This is a genomic window from Paenibacillus tengchongensis (assembly GCF_008973665.1).
Taxonomy (GTDB): Bacteria; Bacillota; Bacilli; order Paenibacillales; family Paenibacillaceae; genus Paenibacillus_AQ; species Paenibacillus_AQ tengchongensis.
The window spans coordinates 389,256-412,001 of sequence record NZ_WACP01000003.1; the positions used below are offsets into that span (position 1 = coordinate 389,256).

The window sequence follows — 22,746 nt, forward strand, 5'->3', positions numbered from 1 at the left end:
GTTTCATGACCAAAAGATTTCAACAGTCCCTGTACCTCCTGCTGGCCCTGTTCATGGCGCTATTCATCGTGTCCGCGTTCTGGGTCCGGGCCAAATACATTTATTCCGTATATGGCGATACACCTGTGCTGGAGCGTCAGCAGACCGGTCTGCTGCTATTGTGGGCAATCATCGCTATGGCTGCCAGCTGCGGGCTGTACCGTCTGGGCAGGATGCTGGCAAAGTTCAGCCCCAAGATCATCATCCCGGTTATCCTGCTTAGTTCGCTGGCGGTTCAGATTGCCGTTATATTTGCTTTTCCGCGTCTGCCTACCGATGATTCCCAAACGGTGCTTAACCTGGCGCTGGATATGCTCTACCGGAATGATTATTCCTCCTTCCAGACAGGAGGGTATCTGCATATGTTTCCGTTCAATTTCTCGACGGTGCTGTATTTGAAGACACTGCTGCAGATTTTTCCGGACAACTATGTGGTTCTGAAACTATTCAATATGCTCTTTATGCTTGTGACTACGCTCATAATCTACTTGCTTTACGGGGAAATAAGCGGCAAGACGGGGGAGCGGAATTACGGTGTGCTGCTGCTCGCGGCGTTTTACGTCCCCGCTGTCCTGATGAGCAATTTTATTTATAATGACATCATTGCCACCGCCTGTCTGACTTCGGCGCTTTATTTCGCCGTCAGGTTCATGAACCGGCCGTCGCTGAAATTCATTCTGGCAAGTGCCGTCCTTCTTGCGCTGGGCAACGCCTTCCGCAGTATCGGAGCCATCTTCCTGATTGCGATCGTTCTCTGCCTGCTGCTGAGACTGCATTCCACCGGTTTAAAGAAGACATTGATTGCACTCGGCATTATCTCGATACTCTTCAATGTTCCCGGCTGGACACAGAATGCCGTGCTGCAGGCAACCGGTGCCGTGGACGAATCGGTCAACGCCAATTCTGCACCGGTATATATGTGGCTGAATATGGGTGTCAACCAGGAGACCTTCGGATTCTGGGATAACCGGGCGAGCTATAATATTTATCAGCGGGAAGCTGGCTACAACAAAGAAGTCAGCGCTGAATTGTTCAAAGATAATATCCGCAGCACGCTCACGGAGACGGGCGGGGCCGAACTGGTGAGAAACTATTATAAAAAGCTCATCTGGACCTGGACGGAAGGGACTTACCAGATGGAGCGCTATGGAATCGGCAACGACGGTTCAGCCGGCTCGGGCCGGGGCGCCGGCATGCTGTTGGACCGTTACAGCTATACCACCTACGCAACAGATGCCTTCGCTGGAGGTTCGCTCTATAGAACAGGCTTGATCTGGTTCGCCTATACCTTGAATCTGCTGATGTACGCCGGCGTTCTGTTCCGGTTGATCAGCAGCCTGAGGGCCGGCAGAACTGCCGAAATCCCGTTGGTGCTGGTGATCCTTGGCTTCGTGGCCTTCTATCTTCTCTGGGAGATTAAATCGCGTTATCTGTTCCCGGTTTATCCGCTGCTGATTGTGCTATCCTGTATGGGCTTCAAAGACTTGTACCACTACATGATTCCACGTATGATGAGGGGGACCCAGCATGCGCATTCGTAAGCCGCTTCGGCTAATCATGACGGCGCTGCTCGCTTCGGCGCTCTTAACGTCCTGTGAGGCCATCACCGCCCAGCATATTGACAGCTCCGGATCAGGGTCGCAGTACGGCAGCCAGCCGGGCATTGGCGGAGGCCGCGTTCGCGGAGGAGCCGGCCAGGGCATGGACGGAGCATGGCAAGGAAACGGCAGCAGACCGGAATTCGGCGGCCGGCAGGGAGCAGGCAGCACGCCGGATAACTGATGAGGAGGTTTTCTGTGGAAAGAGGAAATGCAGTTCTGTTTGAGCAGTTGACTGCGTATCGCAGCGAGCTGCTTGGCGTTGTGGCGGATATTTCGGATGCTGAGGCGGAGATTATACCTTCCGGTTTTAACAACAATATCCGCTGGAATCTGGGGCATCTGTACACCGATCAGTTTCTTTGGCTGCAGGCGCTGACCGGAGAGCGGCAGCCCATCCCCCCGGAGTATATGAAGTGGTTCGGGTATGGCACGAATCCGGCAGATTTTGCGGAGCTTACCCCCTCGATGGCTGAGCTTAAGACCCTGCTCCGGCAGCAGCCGCCGGCTATCCGACAAATGTATGGTGAACGGATGGAGGAGGTGTTCCCTGAAACGGAAATGGGGATGTTCACGGTCAGCCAGGTGCTGGTCAGAACGATTTTTCATGAGGGGCTGCATCTCAGCGCCATTCTGGCCATAAAGCGGCACCTAAGAATTTTGCAATAAAAGAGCAGCGGCACCCTCCTCTAGGGAAGGGCCGCTGCTCTTTTTACATAATTGCCCTAGTTCTGCCAGTCAACCGTTACCGAGCCTACGCCGCTGGAAGGGGCGGTGTACGTATGGTTGTTGCCGCCCTCCCAGGTCACGCTGCTGCCGTTCACCTTCAGGAACTTGAACTGCAGGGAAGCGCCCGCCGGAACGCTGACATCGAAATACCAGGTCGGATAAGCAGCTTCCACCACATTATACAGCGGGCCTAAGGCCGAAGCAGGCGTCCAGGAGCCAAGCTCGGCGACGTTGCCGGTCAGATAGACATTGGTGCCGAGTGCCGTAGTGGCATTGTTCACTTTAAAGCGTACCGTAACCTGCTCCGCAGTCAGCACCTTAAAGTTACTGAAGCTGTTGCTGGTGACATTGGCCGCTGTCTTGACAGAGACGGCCGTGTTGCCGGCTGCAACAGACGGGATCTTCACCTTGATCTGGCTGTCCTCCCAGCTCACAATATTCGAGCCGGAGACCGCCGTCGTGCCGAAATATACGGTTCCCGCACCGGTGCCGAAGCCGCGCCCGTCAATGGTAACGGTGTTGCCCGGCTTGCCCATCGTCGGCCCGACATTGGCAAGCGTAGGGGTTGTCTCTGCTGCGGTATACTGCCAGACCGCCGTTCCCCCGGCGGCCAGGGTGAAATTCGTTACCGCTCCGGTAGAGCTTGCGGTAATGGAATTGCCGCCCAGCAGGCCGCCGAGCACATCCGTATAGGTTCCGGCTGGAAGCGAAGAGAGCAGGCCGGTAATCGGATAGGACAGCGATGGGTTACGGTTAATGGCGACGAGAGCGACATTTTTGCCGAATTTGCGTTCAAAGATGAACACATCATCGTTCACCCAGCGCTGTGTCGTCGAGCCGTAAGCGATGGCCGGATTAGATTTACGCAGCGGTGCCAGCGCCTGGATCAGCTTATAAGCATTGGTATTGGTATTAAAGCCTGTCATCATCGCCCGGTTGTTCGGATCGCCGACGCCGGTCATATACTGCTCGGTACCGTAATAGATTGCAGGTACGCCACGTGAGGTCAGGGTAAGCGCCAAAGCTTGCTCTGTCGGGCGCGTGCTGGCCCCGGCCACCTGGAACCGGTCCATATCGTGGTTATCGATGAAGGTGACCATGTTATTGAGGTAGTTATAGCTGGATGCTGTAGAGGACAGGATGGTGTTGAGGTCGACCATGGTTTCGGTCTTGTCTTTGAACACTTCGCGGACTTCCTGCGCATAAGCGAAGTCCAGCAGGTGCATCCCGCTGTTGTTGGCGAACTTGATATTCTCGCTGCTGATCTCATCAACTCCGAGAAACCACTCCCCAAATGTAAAGACCGGATTGGCACTGCTGTAAATAGAGGACACGTAGCTCTTCTGCCAGCCTTCAGGCATATGCTTCACCGCGTCGAACCGGATGCCGTCCACGCCCATGTTAAGCCACAGCTGAATGGCTTCTTTGAAGTAGGTGTCAATGGCGGTGTTGTTTTGGTTGATATCCGCAAGGTCGTAGAGGTTACGGTAAATACCGTCTTCAATCGTGGAGAAATCCGTGCCGCCGTTATGGTGGAACAGATTGTTCGGATCACTGCCGTACTTGGCGAGCAGAGTGCCGTTGTTGTATAGCGCACCGTTCTCGGCAAAGCTGGCATCCGTGGAGGAAGCCGGGCTGGTATGATTGGGTGCAAAATCAATGATAACTTTAATGTTGTTGGCATGTGCCGTTGTGATCAGGTTCTGGAAGTCGCTGAAGCTGCCGAAAGCGGCGTTCGTCTTCTTGAAGTCGCGAGCCCAGTAGCCGTGGTAGGCGGCGTTATTCACACCCGAATAGTTAATGACCGAGGTGATATTCTCCACCGGCTGGGAAATCCAGATGGCCGTAACCCCCATACCGGTTAAATAGCCGTCATTGATTTTGTTGATAATGCCCTGCCAGTCTCCGCCAAAATACAGCTTCAGATTCGATTTGTTCGCGCTGAAGGCGGCGCCGGCCGGGTTGTTGGCGGTATTGCCGTCGACAAAGCGGTCGGTGACAATCTGATAAATTACATCGGTGCTGTAATTCAGTTTGTTGCTTACACTGGTATCCGGGGCTGCCGAGGCGGGCATGGCCATGCCGAGCACCAGACTGAACGAAAGAGCTGTGGTGGTAAGTAGTTTACTGTAAGGTCTCATGAGGCTTCTCCTTTCAAAATATACTGCAATCATTGCTCCGTTGCTGTCTTGCCCGGCCGTAAGCGGCTGCGCAACCGCCTGGTCGTCCGGGCAATCAGATCTTAGGCAAAACGTTTGCACAAAAGGGAATGAGAAACCGGTTTCTTCACCAAAATACCACTCTGACATCTGAGAGTCAATATATAAAATGGTATAAAATAGATTTTATGATAGAAAAAAGGTTATTACCTCGCGTACTTCTCAAGCATTGTATAACGAACAAATGTTTGCTAAGATAAAGGAATAATATGGTTGTTGGAGAGTGATCCAGTGGACATTGCTTCAGAATTATTGGAGAGTTTACTCGTGAAATTCCGCTCCGAACGGAAATGGACGCTGCAGGCGCTGGCACAATTAAGCGGCGAAGATATCGTATGGGCAGCCAATGTTGACTGCAACAGCATAGCGAATCTGGTTGCACATATCCGAGGAGCGGTACATTCACGGATTGAGACCGTCATGTTTCAAGTTCCCGACACAAGAGACCGGGACAAGGAATTTGAACGCGGACTGATGATGACGAAAGAAGAGGCAATGCGCCTGACCGCTGAAGCTTTCGATATTATGATCCAGTATCTCGAATCCCTCGGATCAGATCCGGAATTGTGGCTGTCGAAGCCCTATCTTAATTTGCCGCCGCTGACCTACAGCCAGGTGGTTAATGAAGCCACTGCATTAAATATGGTCATGGCCATGTTCAGGGAAATGCACTATCACACCGGACAGATCATCCACATTGCCAAAGAGCGTGTCGGGGCATTGGTGTGGAATTATGACTGATATACATGGAAGGAGGACAGGAATGATCCCTCCGGAATGTGTGACAGCGAAGTATATTCCAAATTAGCTCTTCTTGCTGGTTATATCATGATCACGATACGGAGGACTGTACATGAAAGCGGAGATACTGGACAAAGCCTTGCTGTCACTTTGCATTAAGCCTGCTGACTGCAAGCTGATCGGAGGCTACAGCGGCAATGTATTTGAAATTGACGGTGAGGCCGGTTCCATCCTCAAGATTATAGACAAGACAGCAGCAAGCGAAGCGGGCTTGCTCGCGGAGGTGGAATGGCAGCATTTTTTGCATGGTCAGGGGGTTAAGGTTGCCAGGCCACTGCGCATCAGCGGGAATGATTTTATCAGGCACATTGACAGTAACTATTGCTGCGTAATGTACGAGAAGATAAACGGGCGAACGGTAAGCCCTTCGGATCAGAGCGTCTGGAACTCAGATCTGTTCATGCATTGGGGAGAAGCGATGGGGCAAATCCATGCGGCTGCGGCCCGGTATGGGATACGTGACGGCTTGCTTCAATGGAATGAGAATAAGGTGCTGCGTCAGCTGGACTCCGTGCAATGGAACCCGGGAATCCGCAGGAGATGGGACCATTACCTACAGGAACTTAACGAGCTTCCGCGGCGAGAGGGATGGTATGGGCTAATTCACGGTGATCTTCACTCCGGAAATTTGCTAGTGCATGAACAATCCCTGTATATTCTGGATTTTGGCGACTGCGAGTATCATTGGTTTGCTTATGATATTGCTACTGCTGTTTATCATGCAGTTCAGACCGCCGTGCCCGGAGCCAGAACGTCTTTAGCTTCTGAGTTCTGTAACGCATTCATAAAAGGGTACTTGCTGAGGAATCCCAATGCCCCATCCTTACAGGAGATCAGGTATTTCATTGAATACAGACATTTGTTCTCATTTACATATCATTGGTTATACGCCGATAAAAGCAGCTTAACACCGGGCCAATTGCAATACTTGCAGCAAATGGAACAATCACTGGCAGACGGCACGCCATTTCTGGATAACTTCGGCTGAGCATACAAAGAAGCAGCGCAGCATTTCTCCGGCAACCGGTAAAATGCGACGCTGCTCTTTCTGCACTATTTTACTGAAAGAACCGGATTCAACTGCTGGGCAGGACCAAAGAACTCATAGTGAATCTGTTCTTCCTTCATGCCAAGCGCGCGCAGCCCCCGGATCATGGCCTCCATAAAAGGTACAGGTCCGCAAACGTAAGCGTCGCCGGTGATATCCACATATTTGCCCAGCGTCTCACCTGTGATAATACCGTCCGGTCCCCCGGAATAGAAGAACTTGGTCTCGACATGGCTCATTGCGGCAGCGTGCTTCTCGACATCCGCGCGGAAAGCGGCAAGGGATTCGTTCCGTGCGGAGTGCAGAAATACGGTTGGCCGCTCCGGCGTAGCCGCCGCCACCGTCTCGAACATGCTCATCATCGGTGTAATGCCTACACCGCCGGAAATAAAGGCTACCGGTGTAGTCTTTGCAGTATCAAGAACAAACTCTCCGGCTGGAGGGCTAACCTCAACGGTGTCGCCTTCGTTAAGCTGCTGGTGAAGATACAGGGAAACCACGCCATTCGAGTCCTGATTCTCTTCGCGCTTCACGGAAATACGGAATTCATCGTCCGCAGGCGCCTGGGACAGGCTGTACTGGCGGATCATCATGTACTCTTCGCCCGGAATCGAAACCCGTACAGAAATGTACTGTCCTGGCTTATAGTCCGGAACCTTGGAGCCGTCCGCAGGCTTCAGATAGAAGGAGGTGATGTTCTCGCTTTCCCGGATTTTGCGGGCAACGGTGAACGGTTTGAAGAAATTCCAGCCGTGCTCCTGTTCTCTGGCTGTCTTGTACATATCGGCTTCAACCCCGATAAAGGCATCGGCAATAACACCATATGCTTCTTCCCAGGCTTTGAGAATCTCCGGAGTCGCTGCATCGCCAAGCACTTCCTTAATGGCCTTCAGCAGGAATTCGCCGACAATCGGATACTGCTCCGGTTTAATTCCGAGGCTGACATGCTTGTGGGCAATCTGCACGACCGCCGGCAGGATGTTCTCCAGGTTGTCGATGTGAACGGCTGCCGCATATACGGCGTTTGCCAACGCCGCCTGCTGGCGTCCCTGGACCTGGTTCGCATGGTTAAACACGTTCAGCAGCTCCGGATGGGCGGCCAACATATTGCGGTAAAATACAGTGGTAATCGTGGTTCCATGTTCGGCTAATACAGGTGCTGTTGATTTAACAATTTCTCTGGTTTGTTCGGATAACATAGTTTTCGACTCCTCTCGAATATCACGAATTTAATATATACGCTTTTTAACTAAAAAGATATATTTAAAATACCACTTTAACAAAATGGACAATTTATATGCTATTATTTGTAGCATAGATCACATACTATGCATTGGTTTAGGGGTGGGGTATGAGGCTCACATTGTACACCGATTTCTCCCTGCGGATCCTGATTTATTTGGGGAGCAAGAACCGCAGTGAATTGTCTACTATACAAGAGATATCCGGGAAATACGGGATTTCCAAGAATCATTTGATGAAGGTGTCGCATGAGCTGGGGAAAGCGGGATACATTGAGACAGTGAGGGGGCGCCGGGGAGGGATACGGCTGGCGCTTGCCCCGGAACAGATTAATATCGGTGCGGTTGTCCGCAGGATGGAGGACGATTTCTATCTGGTGGAATGCTTCCAGCCTTCCGGGGGCCGCTGCCCGATCAGCCCGGTGTGCAGACTGAAAGGAGCGCTCGGACGGGCGCTCCAGGCCTATTTGCAAGTGCTGGATGAATACACGCTGCAGGATTTATTAGTGAATACCGAAGATCTGCGGGTACTGCTGCAATTGAATGAGAACATCAGCCCTGTCCGAACAGCAGACGCTCCTCTTCCCGGCTATGAACGGCATTCACCACCAGCAGGGCATGAAACTGCAGAAGCACCTCCGGAGTGAGGCCTTGCTCAGCCAATAGGACCTTAACGTCCCGTACAATGATCCGCATCAATTCATGGTCGCGGGCAAGCCGCAGAACATCATCTGCCAGCCCGGGGTTCTGCTGCGCCATGTCCTGATAGAAGCCTTCTTCTTCGGCGTCGGCATGACTGATGATCCGTGTCTCCCAATACTCGATCAAATGCTCGGCCGCCTGGCGCGCCACGGCAAATTCCTTGGCGATCAGCAGCTCCTCCACTTCTTCGGTTTTGGCTGCCGCACCGGACAGGCCTCCTTCGTGAATGGCATGGTGGGCAGCGTGCTGCCATAATGATGGTCCTGGCATCAGGCTCATCCTCTCATTTTTTATTTCATAGTATAGCATGGAAGCCGCCGTTAAAATTACCGGTAAGGAATTCCCCGCAGCGAAAGAGGGAAATCCCTGAGCCGCTTTTTAGTTCAAAATTTTAATAGTGTTCCGCAGCCCCGCTCATGGAGAGCGGGGCTTTTGCTATGCCGCCCTTTGCCGGCGCCTATAATCAAGGGATTTCCCGTTCCTCAATAGGACATTCCCTAATGGGAACCGCGAGGCGGTAGATTCATAATGGAGTTAATGAGTGTTCTGCAAAGGAGTGTACGACATCGATGAAGAAGAAATTCGGCCTCAATTTTTTCAAACCGCTTGAGAGCTATTCCGGGAACTGGTCCATTCTCGAGGAGAAGAACCGCGATTGGGAGAACATGTACCGTCAGCGCTGGTCCCATGACAAGGTTGTCCGCACGACCCACGGAGTGAACTGTACCGGCTCCTGCAGCTGGAAGGTATTCGTGAAGAACGGAATCATCACCTGGGAGAACCAGCAGATAGATTATCCTTCCTGCGGTCCGGATATGCCGGAATTCGAGCCGCGCGGGTGTCCCCGCGGAGCTACCTTTTCCTGGTATGAGTACAGCCCGCTGCGTGTGAAATATCCTTATGTCCGCGGCAAGCTGTGGCGGCTGTGGCAGACCGCGCTGTCCGAGCATGACAACTACATTGATGCCTGGGCCAGCATTGTCGAGAATCCTGATAAGTCCAGCCAGTACAAACAAGCCCGCGGCAAAGGCGGACATATCCGCGTAGCCTGGGATGATGTACTCCGCCTCATTTCAGCCCAGCTGATCTATACAATCCGCAAGTATGGCCCGGACCGGATTGCCGGCTTCACGCCGATTCCGGCTATGTCTATGGTCAGCTATGCCTCGGGAGCCCGCTTCATATCGCTGCTTGGCGGACAGATGCTGAGCTTCTATGACTGGTATGCCGATCTTCCGCCGGCCTCGCCGCAGATCTGGGGAGAACAGACGGACGTACCGGAATCCTCCGACTGGTACAATGCCGGATATTTGATGATGTGGGGCTCCAATGTGCCGCTGACGCGGACACCGGATGCCCACTTCATGACCGAGGTGCGCTATAAAGGCACGAAGGTTGTCTCGGTAGCGCCGGATCACGCGGAGAATGTCAAATTCGCCGACAACTGGCTGGCGCCGAATCCGGGAACTGACGCTGCGCTTGCTCAGGCGATGACCCATGTCATTCTGAACGAGTTCTACCATGAACGCCGGGAAGCGCAATTTATTAATTATGCCAAGCAATATACCGATATGCCGTTCCTGATCCTGCTGGATGAGCACGAGGATTCCTGGAAGGGCGGGCGGTTCCTGCGGGCCAGCGATCTGGGCGACACCACGCCGCATGCCGAATGGAAGCCGGTGATCTTCGACGAAGCTGCCGGCGAAGTTATCGTGCCGGGCGGCACCATGGGCCAGCGCTGGGAGGAAGGCAAAGCCTGGAACCTGATTCTGGAGCGGGAAGACGGCACTAAGATTGAGCCGGCGCTCAGTATGGAAGAGCATGGGGGGCAATGGACAGAAATTGTGTTCCCTTACTTTGACAATGCCAGCAACGGCGTATTCAAACGGGTCATTCCGGTCCGGACCATCCGGCTGGCAGACGGCACAGAGCGGCTGGCGGCTACCGTGTACGATCTGATGATGAGCCAATACGGTATCGCCCGGACCGCAAGCCCGTTTAATGCCAAAGGGTACACCGATGATCAGTCCCATTATACGCCGGCCTGGCAGGAGAAGGTTACCGGGGTTAAGGCGAGCGTTGTTGTACAGATCGCCCGCGAATTCGCCCAGAATTCCCTTGATACGGGCGGCCGTTCGATGATCATTATGGGGGCGGGCATCAATCACTGGTTCAACAGCGATACGATCTACCGTTCGATCCTGAACCTGGTCGTACTGACCGCATCCCAGGGTGTCAACGGCGGGGGCTGGGCCCATTATGTGGGACAGGAGAAATGCCGTCCGATCGAAGGCTGGTCTACCGTCGCCTTCGCCAAAGACTGGCAGGGTGCGGCCCGCCAGCAGAATGCTACTTCCTTCTTCTACTTCGCCACCGATCAGTGGCGGTATGAGGAGAGCGGCACTGATTCCCTGAAGTCGCCTACCGGCGGGGAAGTGGCTTACCGCCATCCGGCCGACTACAACGTGCTTGCAGCCCGTCTTGGCTGGCTGCCGTCTTTCCCGCAATTCAACAAGAACAGCCTGCTGTTCGCCGAAGAAGCTGCGCAGCAGGGCAAGACCGCGAACAGCGATATCGTGGGCCATGCCCTGGAGGAGCTGAAATCGCGCAAGACCCGTTTCGCTGTAGAAGATCCGGGTGCACCCGAGAACTTCCCGCGCTCGCTGTTTATCTGGCGCTCGAATCTGATCTCCAGCTCGGCTAAGGGGCAGGAGTATTTCATGAAGCATCTGCTGGGCGCGTCGGACGGCTTGCTGGCTGAACCGAATACCGAAGAGAAGCCGGAGGAAATCATCTGGCGCGAGGATGTGGAAGGCAAGCTGGATCTCATGGTTGCGCTGGACTTCCGGATGACGACTACGCCGCTGTATGCAGATATCGTACTGCCTGCGGCAACCTGGTATGAAAAGACCGACCTGTCTTCGACCGACATGCATCCGTTTGTACATCCGTTCAATCCGGCCGTCAATCCGCTGTGGGAATCCCGCTCCGACTGGGATATATACCGCGGGCTGGCCGAAGTATTCTCGGAGATGGCTAAATCGCATCTTCCGGGCATCTATAAAGATCTGGTCTCCACACCGCTTGGACATGACTCCATCGGCGAAATTTCACAGCCGCTGGGGATGGTGAAGGATTGGGCCAAGGGCGAGGTTGACGCCGTTCCGGGTAGAACGATGCCGAACCTGAGCATCGTAGAACGGGACTATACGAAGATTCACGATAAATTCATTTCGCTCGGCCCGAATCTCGCGGTCGGCAAAGCCGGTGCTCACGGCATCAGCTTCTCTGTGGCTGAAGAATACGAAGAGCTGAAGAAGCTGAGCGGTGTGTACTACGACGAATCGATTAAGAACGGCCTGCCGAAGCTGGCGACCGCCCGTCAGGCGGCCGATGCCATCCTGCATCTGTCGTCGGCCACGAACGGCCGCGTATCCCAGAAGGCATATGCACAGGCCGAGAAAGATTCGGGCGTCGAGCTGCGCGATATCTCGGCCGACCGGGCGGCGGAGCGGATTACCTTCCAGAGCATCACGGCACAGCCGCGGGAAGTCATCCCGACGCCGGTATTCAGCGGCTCGAACAAGCAGGGCCGCCGGTATTCGCCGTTCACGACCAATATCGAACGGCTCGTTCCCTTCCGGACATTGACCGGAAGACAGCATTTCTATATTGACCATGAAATCTTCCAGCAGTTCGGCGAGGCACTGCCGGTCTACAAGCCGACCCTGCCGCCGATGGTATTCGGTCCGCGCGACAAGAAAGTGAAGGGCGGCCAGGATTCGCTGGTTCTCCGGTATCTGACGCCGCACGGCAAGTGGAATATCCATTCCACCTATCAGGATAACCAGCATATGCTGACGCTCTTCCGCGGCGGCCCGACCGTTTGGATCAACGACGAGGATGCAGACGGCCACGGCATTAACGACAATGACTGGCTGGAGGTCTACAACCGCAACGGTGTTGTCACCGCCCGGGCGGTTGTCAGCCACCGGATGCCGCGCGGCACCATGTTTATGTACCATGCCCAGGATAAGCACATTCAAGTGCCGGGCTCGGAAATTACCGATACACGCGGGGGGAGTCATAATGCGCCTACCCGGATCCATCTGAAGCCTACGCAGATGGTCGGCGGCTACGCTCAGCTCAGCTACGGTTTCAACTACTACGGTCCTATCGGCAACCAGCGTGATGTCTACGTAGCCGTCCGCAAGAAGAAGGAGGTTGACTGGCTTGAAAATTAAAGCGCAAGTGGCAATGGTAATGAATCTGGATAAATGCATCGGCTGCCATACGTGCAGTGTGACCTGTAAGACAACCTGGACCAACCGCAAGGGTGCGGAATATATGTGGTTCAACAATGTGGAGACAAAGCCGGGAATCGGCTATCCGAAGCGCTGGGAAGACCAGGAGCTGTATAAAGGCGGCTGGCAGCTGCGGAAGGGCAAGCTGGAGCTGAAATCCGGCAACAAGCTGTCCAAGATCGCGCTCGGCAAAATCTTCTACAATCCCGATATGCCGGAAATGAAGGATTACTATGAACCATGGACTTATAACTACGAGCATCTTACTGAAGCCGGCGAGCAGAAGCACAGCCCGGTCGCCCGTGCCCATTCTGCGGTAACCGGCGAGAAAATGGACCTCGAATGGGGACCGAACTGGGAGGATGACCTGGCCGGAGCACATGTGACCGGACCGCAGGACCCGAACATCCAGAAGATCGAAGAAGAAATCAAATTCAATTTCGAGCAGTCCTTTATGCTCTACCTGCCCCGCCTGTGCGAACATTGCCTCAATCCGAGCTGTGTGGCTTCCTGCCCTTCCGGCGCCATGTACAAACGCGATGAAGACGGCATCGTCCTCGTAGACCAGGAAGCCTGCCGCGGCTGGCGGTATTGCATGACGGGCTGCCCGTACAAGAAGGTTTACTTCAACTGGCAGACCAATAAAGCCGAGAAATGCACGTTCTGCTTCCCGCGTGTGGAAGCGGGCCTGCCGACCGTATGCTCCGAAACCTGTACCGGCCGCATCCGCTATCTGGGCGTGCTGCTCTATGACGCCGACAAGGTGCATGACGCCGCTTCGGTGCCGGATGAACAGGATCTGTACCAGGCACAGTGCGATCTCTTCCTGAATCCGCATGATCCGGAGATCATCGCCCAGGCCAAGGCGGACGGCATTTCGCAGGACTGGCTGGAGGCTGCCCAGAACTCGCCGGTTTACAAGCTGGCCATCGAGCATAAGCTGGCTTTCCCGCTGCATCCGGAATACCGGACGCTGCCGATGGTCTGGTACGTGCCGCCGCTTAGCCCGATCATGAATTATTTTGAAGGCAAGGATTCGCTGAATAACCCGGATATGATCTTCCCGGCCATCGAAGAGATGCGTACGCCGATCCAGTATCTGGCGAACATGCTGACAGCGGGCGATACCGAGACCGTCAAAGAAGCACTGCAGCGGATGGCGATGATGCGTTCTTTCAAACGCGCCCAGTCAACCGGGCAGGAATTTGACGCCGCCCGTCTGGAACGCGTAGGAATGACTGCACAGCAGATGGAAGATTTGTACCGGCTGCTGGCCATCGCCAAGTATGAAGACCGCTTTGTGATTCCGACCTCCCACAAGGAGCAGCATATGAATCCTTACCGCGCCCAAGGCTCGGCGGGCTTCGGCGATCTAATGGGGGATATGGGCTCCGGCTGCAGTGGCTGCGGTCCGGCCAGCGCACCCGGCATCACCATCAAGGACGGCAAACAAACGCTTGAAGAGAATTTCTACGGAGGGATCTGGCGTGATTGATTTAGAGCAATTGCATAAGTATAAGCAATCCTTCGGTTATTTCTCTCTGCAGCTCATGTATCCGGAGAAGCTTGATTTCCATCCGGCTTTTCTGGAGGAAGCGTTTGATGCAGCCCATCCGGGTTACGAACATGTGCACACTTACTGGATGCTTATGCAGAATTACAGTCTTGAGGAAATCCAGGAGCAGTATGCGGCTACCTTTGATTTTCAGAAGCATTGTGCCCTTTATATGACTTATTTCAAGTTCGAGGATGCGAAGGAACGGGGACAAATCCTGGCCAAGACGAAGCTGCTCTACGAAATGTTCGGCCTTGAAATGCCGGAGGGCGAGCTGCCCGATTATTTGCCGCTGATGTGCGAGTTTCTGTACGCCGCAGAGTGGCGCGGAAATCCGGACGCCCAGGAGAATTTCCGGATGCTGATGGCCATCTTTGAGGACGGCACTTACCATCTGCTTCAAGCGCTGGAGCGGAATGAGAGTCCTTATTTCCATCTGGTCAAAGGATTGCGCGAAACCATTAAGGCTTGTGTACGACAGGAGGCCCCCCGTTCATGAATATGTTCAACCAGTTTCTATGGGTAATCGTTCCCTATATGTGTCTCGTCGTCTTTATCGGGGGACATATTTACCGCTACCGCAAGGACCAGTTCAACTGGACGGCGAAATCCAGTGAATTCATTGAGAAGAAACAGCTGAAATTCGGCAGCATCCTGTTCCATCTGGGGATCATTCCCGTGATTATGGGCCACGTCGCCGGACTCGGCATTCCGAAGTCATGGATGGAGGCGCTCGGTGTAAGCGAACATCTCTATCATATCGGAGCTGTCTATATCGGCGGGGTTTTCGGTGCAGCAACGCTGGTGGGCATGCTTATTCTGACGTCCCGCCGCTTTACGATCAAGAATGTACGCCGGCTCAGCAGCGCGTCCGACCTGATAGTCAATACGCTGCTGCTCTTCATCGTCTTTATGGGCATGTATTCCACGGTGGTGACCAATGCCGTCCAGCCTGAATTCGATTACCGGGAGACGATCTCTGTCTGGTTCCGCGGCCTGTTCATGTTCCGCCCCGACCCGTCGCTGATGGCGGATGTGCCATTCTCTTTTAAGCTGCATATTCTTACCGGGTTTGCTATTTTCGCCTTTTGGCCGTTTAGCCGTCTGGTCCATGTCTGGAGCGTTCCGTTGAATTATATAGGCAGAAGTTATATCCTATACAGAAGGAATAAATCGAATTAAGGACGGGAGCGGACGCATCTTCCGCCGTTTACTATAGGAGAGAAAACGATGATAAACAAGGTGGATTACGGTCAGGAGCTGCACATGCTCCGCACGGCTCTGGGATATGATTTCATGTCGCTTGCACTGGCCGAACCGGCGGAATACGATTATGTTCTCCGCTGGAAGTACGCCTCCGGCAACACCAATGATCGCTATAAACGAATTGTGCTGCAATCGGGAAGAGGCATCGCAGGCATCGTGTTTAAGACCGGAAAGCCATTCTTGATTTCTTCGGTACAGGAAGATGTGAGACCGGATAACTTGTTCAACTACCCCATTACGAAGATGGAGAATCTGAACAGTATCGGTGCTGTTCCTGTCTGGAATGACGCCCGCGTAGAGGGTGTTCTGCTAGGCGGATTCCGCAGCGGCCGCCGGGTTAACGCAGAGATGCTGCAGGCTCTGGAGGAAGCTGCCCGCAGGGGCATCGGAGAATTGAACGGGAAGGAATTGTTGCTGAGTTGAGAACCCGGGATGCTGATTTGTCCGATGCCTTGATGATGAAGCTGTTCGAGAACAGCACGGAAGCGATTTTCTTCTTCGACCGGGAAGGAAGGGCGCTCGCAATGAATCCGGCAGCCAAGAACATTGTGGACCCGGATATTCTGAAGCAGCTCTACCAGGGATATCCCGAAGCCCTTTGCGGGACCTGCCGGGGCTATACCAGTGAACTGGAGCTGCGGACCTGTCACAACTGCTATTTCAATACGCCCGATTCCGAGGAGTTCAGCTCCTACCAGGTTTATCTGGAGACGAAGGATAAGGGAATCATTCCGTTTGCCGCGACTTTTCATACAATCGATGAAGCATCCGGTGTCCGGGTGTTTATGCTGCGGGATTTAACCCGGCAGTTCAAGACCCAGGAGAAATTCTACCAGAACAAAATGATGAAGCACGTCATAGAGGCGCAGGAGAATGAACGCAAACGGATCTCCCGCGAGCTGCATGACAGCGTAGCCCAGGAAGTCATGGGGGCGGTCATCGATCTGCGGCTGCTGAAGTACATGACGGCCGACGAACAGCTGCTGAAGAAAGTGAAGCAGACCGAAATGTCGATGACCCGGCTGCTGAATGATATCCGCAATCTGTCCGTCGAGCTGCGCCCGGCGGCGCTGGATGATTTCGGACTGGAGGCGGCCTTCCGCTCCCATTTCAAACGGATGGAGCAGAGCTACGGTCTTGTCATCGAGTTCCACTCCCAGCTGTCCGATAAGCGGTACGGCAGCGAGATCGAAACGGTCATGTACCGGGTATGCCAGGAAGCCGTGCTGAATGCGCTGAAATATGCCCAGGTCGACAAAGTCAAGGTAACGCTGGCGGAGAACGACGGTGTGCTGCGGCTGCTGGTCGAAGATGAGGGCATCGGCTTTCACCCGGGCGATGAACCCGGCGGAACCGGACTAGGACTGTTCGGCATGCAGGAGCGGGCGGAGCTGGTAGGCGGCACCTTCAGCGTGGATTCCGGCGTGGGCCGGGGGACCCGTATATTGCTGCAGATTCCGTTAAGAAATACGCTGAACAAGGAGGGGAATCCCGAATGAGAATCGTCATTGCCGACGACCACGCGATGGTGCGCAGCGGCTTCTCGATGATTCTGAACTTTCAGGAGGATATCGAGGTCATCGGTGCGGCAGCCGACGGCATCGAAGCGTATGCCATGGTGGCCAAGCTGCGTCCGGATCTACTGATTATGGACCTGAGCATGCCGCCGGGCGAGAGCGGGCTGATCGCCACCGGCAAGATTAAAGAGGATTATCCGGAAACCAAAATCCTTATTCTTACGATGCATGACGATGAAGAATATCTGTTTCATGTGCTGAAGAACGGGGCTTCCGGCTATGTGCTCAAGAGTGCGCCGGACGAAGAGTTGCTGCTCGCGATCCGGACGATTTACGAAGGCGGCACTTATATTCATCCCAAGATGGCAACCTCTCTGGTCCGTGAATTCATCAAGAAGGACAAATCCGAGGGCACCGAGGATCTGTTTGAAATGTTGTCGAAGCGGGAGCTGGAGATCCTGCCCCTGATTGCCAAAGGTTACGGCAATAAGGAAATCGCCGAGAAGCTGTTTATTTCCGTGAAGACGGTAGAAGCCCACAAGGCGAAGATTATGGAGAAATTGAATCTGAAGAGCCGGCCGGAGCTGGTCGAATACGCTTTGAGGAAAAAAATGCTCGACTTCTGAATCCGTTTCGGCCGAAGCGGATTTTTTACATCCAACATTTATGAGTTTCCGGGGTCCCCGCAAAGTACCGGAACCGGCTTCATGCCAAAGCCCCACTTTGTGGGGTTATTTTATTTCAGGGAAATGCCTACCCTAACCGGGCTCTCCCTTGTTATCCCTATGCACAAAGGGCTCCTGAGTGCATTTTCAGGGTTTCCCCTCTCAGGGAGAGGGGACTCCCCTATATCTGCACAGGGGGGACGGCAGATACAATGAGGACAGGAGAGAGACAGCAGTACATACAATCAGGAGAAATATTGTGCGAAAAGGTGAGTGGAATGGAATGATTAAAAAGGTGCAGCTGCCGCTGCAAACACTGAACTTGATTATCGGTTTTATGGTATGGGTGATTATTTCCTCGCTGATGCCTTATATTTCCGAGGACATCAGCATACCGTCCGGACAACTGGCAATCGTTACCGCCATACCGGTGGTCCTGGGCTCCATTCTGCGGATTCCGCTTGGTTACTACGCGAACATTTTGGGAGCACGGGTCATTTTTATGGCCAGCTTTATTCTGCTGCTGTTTCCGGTTTATTTTATCAGTGAAGCGACTACAATGACGCATCTTATTATCGGCGGACTCTTTCTGGGGATCGGCGGAGCGGTATTCTCGGTAGGGGTTACTTCGCTGCCCAAGTATTATGCCAAGGAAAAGCACGGGCTGGTAAACGGGATCTACGGGATCGGCAACATCGGTACGGCAATTACGACCTTTTCGGCCCCGATTGTGGCTGACCGTTTCGGCTGGCCTGTGGCCGTCAAGATTTATCTGATTCTGCTGCTGGTGTTCATCGTGCTGAATTTCTTTCTCGGCGACCGCCGGGAGCCCAAAGTGAAGACGCCGATCATTGACCAGATCAAAGGCGTGGCCCGCAATGAGAAGCTGTGGCTCTTCTCGCTGTTCTATTTCATTACCTTCGGGTCGTTCGTGGCGTTTACGGTGTATTTGCCCAATTTCCTCGTATCCAACTTCGATCTGGAAAAAGTCGATGCCGGGATGCGTACCGCCGGCTTCATCGCTGCCGCGACCTTCTTCCGTCCGGTAGGCGGATGGCTGGCCGATAAGTTCCAGCCCCTGTTCCTGCTGATAGGCACGTTCAGCATCTATACCGTCGCTGCCATTGTGCTGGCCTTTCTACCATCAATGGGGCTGTATACGGCAGGCTGTCTGGCCATTGCCGTCAGTGCGGGCATCGGGAACGGCGTTATTTTCAAACTGGTTCCCTTGTATTTCAACAAGCAGGCGGGGATCGCCAACGGCATCGTCTCGATGATGGGCGGCCTGGGGGGATTCTTCCCGCCGATCATGCTGTCGCTGATTTATTCCGCCACCGGGCAGTATGCCATCGGATTTATGCTGCTGTCGCAAGTCGCACTGGCCTCTTTGGTGCTGGTAGTCTGGCTGTATTACCAGGACCGGCTGGCACTTACAGCGGAAGTGTTTAATTCAACCGGCCAGGGGATTATGGTGACCGATGTATCCGGGCGGATCAAATCCGTTAACCCTGCCTTCACGAAACTAACGGGCTTCAGCGAAGAGGAGGTGCTGGGCAAGCAGCCTAGCATTCTGAAGTCCGGCCGGCAATCCAAGGATTTCTACCGGGGGATGTGGGCGGAAATCCGGGCTAAGGGAATGTGGCAAGGCGAGATTTGGAACAAGCGCAAGAACGGACAAGAATATTTGCAGTGGCTGAATATCAGTGCTGTGAAAGACGAGACCGGCGAGGACGTGCGTTATGTAGGTACCTTCAGCGATATATCAGGCAAATAGCGGGGCTGCTGCACAAGGAAAGGCGCATGGGAGCAGTAAAGAAGGGAAGATGACCAGATGAATGTACATCCACTAGAAGATCAACTTCGGCGGCCGATCCGCGATTTGCGGATTTCGGTCACCGACCGGTGCAATTTCCGCTGCTCCTATTGCATGCCCAAAGAGTTGTTCGGCGATGATTACGCCTTTATGCCCAGCAGCGAGCAGCTGACCTTTGCAGAAATCGAGCGGCTGGCGCGGCTGTTCGTTGCCCTCGGGGTGCGGAAGCTGCGGCTGACCGGCGGCGAGCCGCTGATGCGGCGCAATCTTCCCGAGCTTACGGCGAAGCTGTGCAGCATCGACGGTGTGGAGGATATCGGATTAACGACAAACGGGGTCTTCCTGCGTCAGCATGCGGAGCCTCTCTACGCAGCCGGACTGCGGCGGCTGAATATCAGTCTGGATGCCCTTGACCCTGTGCTGTTCGGTAAGATGAACGGACGGGGCGTCAAGCCTGAGGTGGTCTTGCGGCAGATTGATCATGCGGCTGAAGCCGGATTCGAGGTTAAGGTGAACATGGTGGTTCAGCGCGGACTCAATGAATCGGAGATTCTGCCGATGGCCGGCTATTTCCGCAGCAAAGGCATCATGCTCCGCTTCATTGAATTCATGGATGTGGGGGGCGGCAACGGCTGGAGCATGGACAAAGTGGTCACGAAGCAGGAAATACTGGAGCGCCTCCAAAGCGCATATGAGCTGGAGGCGCTCGATCAGCATTATTTCGGCGAAGTCGCCAAGCGCTACAGATACAAGGGAAGTGCAGCGCAAGTCGGCTTCATCACCTCGGTATCCGAATCCTTCTGCTCCTCCTGCACCCGTGCCCGGCTGTCCTCCGACGGAAAATTCTATACCTGCCTGTTCGCCTCGGAGGGATTGGACCTGCGGCGGATGCTGCGCAGCGAAGCGGACGACGACAGTCTCCTGGCCGCCATTAAGAGGGTATGGGAGCGCCGGGCCGACCGTTATTCCGAAGAGCGCACAGAACAGACTAGGCAGCACCGCGACAAAATTGGAATGTCGTACATCGGCGGATAGTATCAGGCTTACTTTGGCCTTAACTGTTGATGGAACCCATCTGAGGATCGTTCTTGGCTGCTTCGAAATTACCGTCGCCGACCCGGCGGCGGATTTCCTCTTCCGTCAGCTGCTGTCCGATCGGTCCGGTCGGGATCTCCGCCGCGCCCTCGTCTGTTGCTGTCCGTTCTACGCGGGCAAAGCCGGCATTGGTCCGGCGGCCGATCTCTTCCCGTTCCTCCCTCGTCAGTTGCGGCTGTTGTCCGGATTGCGGATCCATGGTCATTGTTAATTCCTCCTCTTATAAGTTGAACTTTTAAAAATCTAAGGATGGAAGTCCGAACATTCCTCGTATTACAACCAAGACTGTGTGTGTCCTGAGTTCAACTTATAAACTACCCCTATTATGCAGCCGAGAAACAGCGAATGATACCCAGATCAGACGGGAGACGAATGAGCCGATGAATGGAGCCCAATTATTGATTCAGATGCTGAGCGAGAAACAAACCGAGATCATCTTCGGTTATCCTGGCGGCGCCGTACTGCCTTTATACGACGCCTTATATGACTGCACCAGCATAGAGCATATCCTGGTGAGGCACGAACAGGCTGCGGTGCATGCCGCCGACGGTTACGCCAGGGCTACAGGAAGGCCGGGGGTAGCGCTTGTAACAAGCGGGCCCGGTGCGACTAATGCAGTTACCGGAATTGCTACGGCATACATGGATTCCGTTCCGCTTATTATATTGACCGGACAAGTCTCAACCGACCTGATCGGCCTGGACAGCTTTCAGGAAGTGGATATCTACGGGATGACCATGCCCGTAACCAAGCATAATTATATTGTCCGGGACGTGGCCGAGCTGCCGCGCATTGTGAATGAAGCCTTTCATGTAGCAACCACCGGCCGTCCCGGCCCGGTTCTGATCGACCTGCCGAAGAATGTGATGAACGCGCAGTGGAAGCCGGAGCATGAATATATTCCGGCAGAGCTTGCGCCAATCATCCGGGGATATGAGCCCTATCAGGCGATAGCACCCGCGGACCTGGATCAGGCGGCAGAACGCCTGAACCGTTCGGAGCGTCCGCTGATCCTTGTCGGCGGCGGGTGCATCGGCGGGAATACGCCGCAGCTCCTGCGGGAGCTCGCGGAGCGCTGGGACCTGCCGGTAGCCAGCACCCTGATGGGCCTGGGAGTCCTGCCCTCCGGGCATTCCCTGCATCTGGGCATGGTCGGCATGCACGGAAGCGTAGCTGCCAACCGTGCCCTGCAGGCTGCAGACGCCGTCCTCTGTCTCGGCGTCCGCTTCAGCGACAGAGTTACCGGCAAGCGCAAAGCGTTCTCGCCGGGCTCCTGGAAGATCCAGGTCGACCTGGACCGCTCCGAGCTGAACAAGAATATTAAGGTGGACCACGCCATCGTCGGAGCTTGCGAAGATTTACTCGCAGGTCTGCGGGAACGGCTGCAGGTGCAGGAGCTTTCGGACTGGAGCCGGCAGCTTCACACCTGGTCGCTGCGCTCCGCTAAGCCGCAGCGGGTGCAGGAGAATAAATTGACCGCTCCCGAGGTCATCGGCTGCCTGGCGGCGGCCACGGCAGGGGAGGCTATCATTGCAACCGACGTCGGCCAGCACCAGATTTGGACGGCCACGTATTACCCGTTCTCGGAGGCGCGCTCCTTTCTGACCTCCGGTGGACTGGGAACAATGGGCTATGGCTTGCCGGCAGCCATCGGCGCCGCCGCTGCCTATCCCGGACGTGAGGTGCTCTGCATCACAGGGGACGGCAGCTTTCAGATGAATATGCAGGAAATGATGACAGCCGTTGATCTGGGACTGAACGTCAAAGTGGCAGTGCTCAAGAACGGATACCTGGGAATGGTGCGGCAATGGCAACAGCTGTTCCATAGCCGCCGGTATTCTGCGGTGCGCATCAGCTCTCCCGATTTCGTTGCCCTGGCCCGCTCTTTCGGTGCTGCCGGATTCCGGGCCGGTACTCTGGCCGAGGCGGAAGATATTATTGCGAAGGCATTAAGCATTGACGGACCGGTGGTCATGGAGTTTGATATCACGGAAGAGACGAACGTGTATCCTATCGTCCCTCCGGGAGCCAGCAATCAGGAAATGATCGTCGAGTAGCCTTCCGCCCGCGGTAGATACACATATAGATAAGCAAAAGGATGTTCCGAAAGCCGGCGTAAGCCCAGCGCAGGAACATCCTTTTTGGGGTTGCAGT

Annotated in this window: 19 protein-coding genes and 1 pseudogene; 16 read left to right on the forward strand and 4 right to left on the reverse strand. The window is 54.5% G+C overall.

Annotation, left to right across the window (positions count from 1 at the left end):
- Positions 1-5: 5 nt before the first annotated feature.
- The 3 genes from F1381_RS07410 to F1381_RS07420 are packed head-to-tail and all read left to right on the forward strand — an operon-like array spanning position 6 to position 2,306.
- Complete coding sequence (locus tag F1381_RS07410) at positions 6-1,580, forward strand: glycosyltransferase family 39 protein (protein ID WP_151734175.1); 1,575 nt, start codon at positions 6-8, stop codon at positions 1,578-1,580.
- Positions 1,567-1,821, forward strand: a complete 255-nt coding sequence (locus F1381_RS07415; RefSeq protein ID WP_151734176.1) for a hypothetical protein — start codon at positions 1,567-1,569, stop codon at positions 1,819-1,821. The genes F1381_RS07410 and F1381_RS07415 overlap by 14 nt, the downstream gene beginning before the upstream one ends.
- Positions 1,822-1,835: 14 nt before the next feature.
- Positions 1,836-2,306, forward strand: a complete 471-nt coding sequence (locus F1381_RS07420; RefSeq protein WP_151734177.1) for a DinB family protein — start codon at positions 1,836-1,838, stop codon at positions 2,304-2,306.
- 56 nt (positions 2,307-2,362) lie between these two features.
- Here the strand turns inward: F1381_RS07420 and F1381_RS07425 are convergent, their stop codons facing one another.
- Entirely contained in the window at positions 2,363-4,507 is a 2,145-nt protein-coding gene (locus tag F1381_RS07425) for an alpha-amylase family glycosyl hydrolase (RefSeq protein ID WP_151734178.1), read from the reverse strand.
- Positions 4,508-4,816: 309 nt separating this feature from the next.
- On the opposite strand from F1381_RS07425, the gene F1381_RS07430 reads away from it, so the two are divergent.
- Positions 4,817-5,326, forward strand: coding sequence for a DUF1572 family protein (locus F1381_RS07430; protein WP_281349885.1), 510 nt, complete (start codon positions 4,817-4,819; stop codon positions 5,324-5,326).
- Between the two features lie 112 nt (positions 5,327-5,438).
- Positions 5,439-6,374: a phosphotransferase enzyme family protein gene (locus tag F1381_RS07435; RefSeq protein ID WP_151734180.1), complete on the forward strand. Its 936-nt coding sequence runs from the start codon at positions 5,439-5,441 to the stop codon at positions 6,372-6,374.
- Between the two features lie 65 nt (positions 6,375-6,439).
- On the opposite strand, the gene hmpA is transcribed toward F1381_RS07435, so the two are convergent.
- Entirely contained in the window at positions 6,440-7,633 is a 1,194-nt protein-coding gene (gene hmpA / locus F1381_RS07440) for an NO-inducible flavohemoprotein (RefSeq protein ID WP_151734181.1), read from the reverse strand.
- 152 nt (positions 7,634-7,785) lie between these two features.
- Here hmpA and F1381_RS07445 point away from each other — a divergent pair.
- Positions 7,786-8,214: pseudogene (locus F1381_RS07445) on the forward strand (Rrf2 family transcriptional regulator); the annotation flags it as partial.
- A 13-nt stretch (positions 8,215-8,227) separates the two neighbouring features.
- Here F1381_RS07445 and F1381_RS07450 read toward each other — a convergent pair.
- The gene (locus F1381_RS07450) at positions 8,228-8,647 is read right to left on the reverse strand and encodes a hemerythrin domain-containing protein (protein ID WP_151734183.1); all 420 of its coding nucleotides are present in this window, start codon (positions 8,645-8,647) and stop codon (positions 8,228-8,230) included.
- 299 nt (positions 8,648-8,946) lie between these two features.
- On the opposite strand from F1381_RS07450, the gene F1381_RS07455 reads away from it, so the two are divergent.
- The 9 genes from F1381_RS07455 to moaA all read left to right on the forward strand — a co-directional run bounded on the left by F1381_RS07455 (position 8,947) and on the right by moaA (position 20,532).
- Positions 8,947-12,621: a nitrate reductase subunit alpha gene (locus F1381_RS07455; RefSeq protein WP_151734184.1), complete on the forward strand. Its 3,675-nt coding sequence runs from the start codon at positions 8,947-8,949 to the stop codon at positions 12,619-12,621.
- Positions 12,611-14,176 carry a nitrate reductase subunit beta gene (gene narH / locus F1381_RS07460; protein WP_151734185.1) on the forward strand — a complete coding sequence of 522 codons (1,566 nt, stop codon included), beginning with the start codon at positions 12,611-12,613 and terminating at the stop codon, positions 14,174-14,176. The genes F1381_RS07455 and narH overlap by 11 nt, the downstream gene beginning before the upstream one ends.
- Complete coding sequence (gene narJ / locus F1381_RS07465; protein WP_151734186.1) at positions 14,169-14,735, forward strand: nitrate reductase molybdenum cofactor assembly chaperone; 567 nt, start codon at positions 14,169-14,171, stop codon at positions 14,733-14,735. The genes narH and narJ overlap by 8 nt, the downstream gene beginning before the upstream one ends.
- On the forward strand, positions 14,732-15,418 hold the full coding sequence (narI, locus tag F1381_RS07470) for a respiratory nitrate reductase subunit gamma (protein ID WP_151734187.1): 687 nt from the start codon (positions 14,732-14,734) through the stop codon (positions 15,416-15,418). Before narJ ends, narI begins: the two co-directional genes overlap by 4 nt.
- A 48-nt stretch (positions 15,419-15,466) precedes the next feature.
- On the forward strand, positions 15,467-15,925 hold the full coding sequence (locus F1381_RS07475) for a GAF domain-containing protein (protein WP_151734188.1): 459 nt from the start codon (positions 15,467-15,469) through the stop codon (positions 15,923-15,925).
- A 32-nt stretch (positions 15,926-15,957) separates the two neighbouring features.
- Positions 15,958-17,001: a PAS domain-containing sensor histidine kinase gene (locus tag F1381_RS07480; RefSeq protein ID WP_151734251.1), complete on the forward strand. Its 1,044-nt coding sequence runs from the start codon at positions 15,958-15,960 to the stop codon at positions 16,999-17,001.
- Entirely contained in the window at positions 16,998-17,645 is a 648-nt protein-coding gene (locus F1381_RS07485; protein ID WP_151734189.1) for a response regulator, read from the forward strand. Before F1381_RS07480 ends, F1381_RS07485 begins: the two co-directional genes overlap by 4 nt.
- A gap of 322 nt (positions 17,646-17,967) precedes the next feature.
- Positions 17,968-19,458 carry an MFS transporter gene (locus F1381_RS07490; protein WP_151734190.1) on the forward strand — a complete coding sequence of 497 codons (1,491 nt, stop codon included), beginning with the start codon at positions 17,968-17,970 and terminating at the stop codon, positions 19,456-19,458.
- A 57-nt stretch (positions 19,459-19,515) separates the two neighbouring features.
- Positions 19,516-20,532, forward strand: coding sequence for a GTP 3',8-cyclase MoaA (moaA, locus tag F1381_RS07495; protein WP_151734191.1), 1,017 nt, complete (start codon positions 19,516-19,518; stop codon positions 20,530-20,532).
- A gap of 19 nt (positions 20,533-20,551) precedes the next feature.
- Here moaA and F1381_RS07500 read toward each other — a convergent pair whose 3' ends face one another.
- Positions 20,552-20,797 (reverse strand): hypothetical protein, encoded by a 246-nt coding sequence (locus tag F1381_RS07500; RefSeq protein WP_246187940.1) that lies wholly within the window; start codon positions 20,795-20,797, stop codon positions 20,552-20,554.
- A gap of 175 nt (positions 20,798-20,972) precedes the next feature.
- Between F1381_RS07500 and ilvB the strand changes: the two genes are divergently transcribed.
- On the forward strand, positions 20,973-22,649 hold the full coding sequence (gene ilvB, locus F1381_RS07505; protein WP_151734192.1) for a biosynthetic-type acetolactate synthase large subunit: 1,677 nt from the start codon (positions 20,973-20,975) through the stop codon (positions 22,647-22,649).
- Positions 22,650-22,746 lie beyond the last annotated feature (97 nt).

What these genes read in the sequence shown, in the direction of transcription:
- F1381_RS07410 (WP_151734175.1), top strand. Translation starts at nt 6, where the DNA reads ATGACCAAAAGATTTCAACAGTCCCTGTACCTCCTGCTGGCCCTGTTC.
- F1381_RS07415 (WP_151734176.1), top strand. Translation starts at nt 1,567, where the DNA reads ATGCGCATTCGTAAGCCGCTTCGGCTAATCATGACGGCGCTGCTCGCT.
- F1381_RS07425 (WP_151734178.1), bottom strand. Translation starts at nt 4,507, where the DNA reads ATGAGACCTTACAGTAAACTACTTACCACCACAGCTCTTTCGTTCAGT.
- F1381_RS07435 (WP_151734180.1), top strand. Translation starts at nt 5,439, where the DNA reads ATGAAAGCGGAGATACTGGACAAAGCCTTGCTGTCACTTTGCATTAAG.
- hmpA (WP_151734181.1), bottom strand. Translation starts at nt 7,633, where the DNA reads ATGTTATCCGAACAAACCAGAGAAATTGTTAAATCAACAGCACCTGTA.
- F1381_RS07450 (WP_151734183.1), bottom strand. Translation starts at nt 8,647, where the DNA reads ATGCCAGGACCATCATTATGGCAGCACGCTGCCCACCATGCCATTCAC.
- F1381_RS07455 (WP_151734184.1), top strand. Translation starts at nt 8,947, where the DNA reads ATGAAGAAGAAATTCGGCCTCAATTTTTTCAAACCGCTTGAGAGCTAT.
- narI (WP_151734187.1), top strand. Translation starts at nt 14,732, where the DNA reads ATGAATATGTTCAACCAGTTTCTATGGGTAATCGTTCCCTATATGTGT.
- F1381_RS07475 (WP_151734188.1), top strand. Translation starts at nt 15,467, where the DNA reads ATGATAAACAAGGTGGATTACGGTCAGGAGCTGCACATGCTCCGCACG.
- F1381_RS07480 (WP_151734251.1), top strand. Translation starts at nt 15,958, where the DNA reads ATGATGAAGCTGTTCGAGAACAGCACGGAAGCGATTTTCTTCTTCGAC.
- F1381_RS07485 (WP_151734189.1), top strand. Translation starts at nt 16,998, where the DNA reads ATGAGAATCGTCATTGCCGACGACCACGCGATGGTGCGCAGCGGCTTC.
- F1381_RS07490 (WP_151734190.1), top strand. Translation starts at nt 17,968, where the DNA reads ATGATTAAAAAGGTGCAGCTGCCGCTGCAAACACTGAACTTGATTATC.
- moaA (WP_151734191.1), top strand. Translation starts at nt 19,516, where the DNA reads ATGAATGTACATCCACTAGAAGATCAACTTCGGCGGCCGATCCGCGAT.
- F1381_RS07500 (WP_246187940.1), bottom strand. Translation starts at nt 20,797, where the DNA reads ATGACCATGGATCCGCAATCCGGACAACAGCCGCAACTGACGAGGGAG.
- ilvB (WP_151734192.1), top strand. Translation starts at nt 20,973, where the DNA reads ATGAATGGAGCCCAATTATTGATTCAGATGCTGAGCGAGAAACAAACC.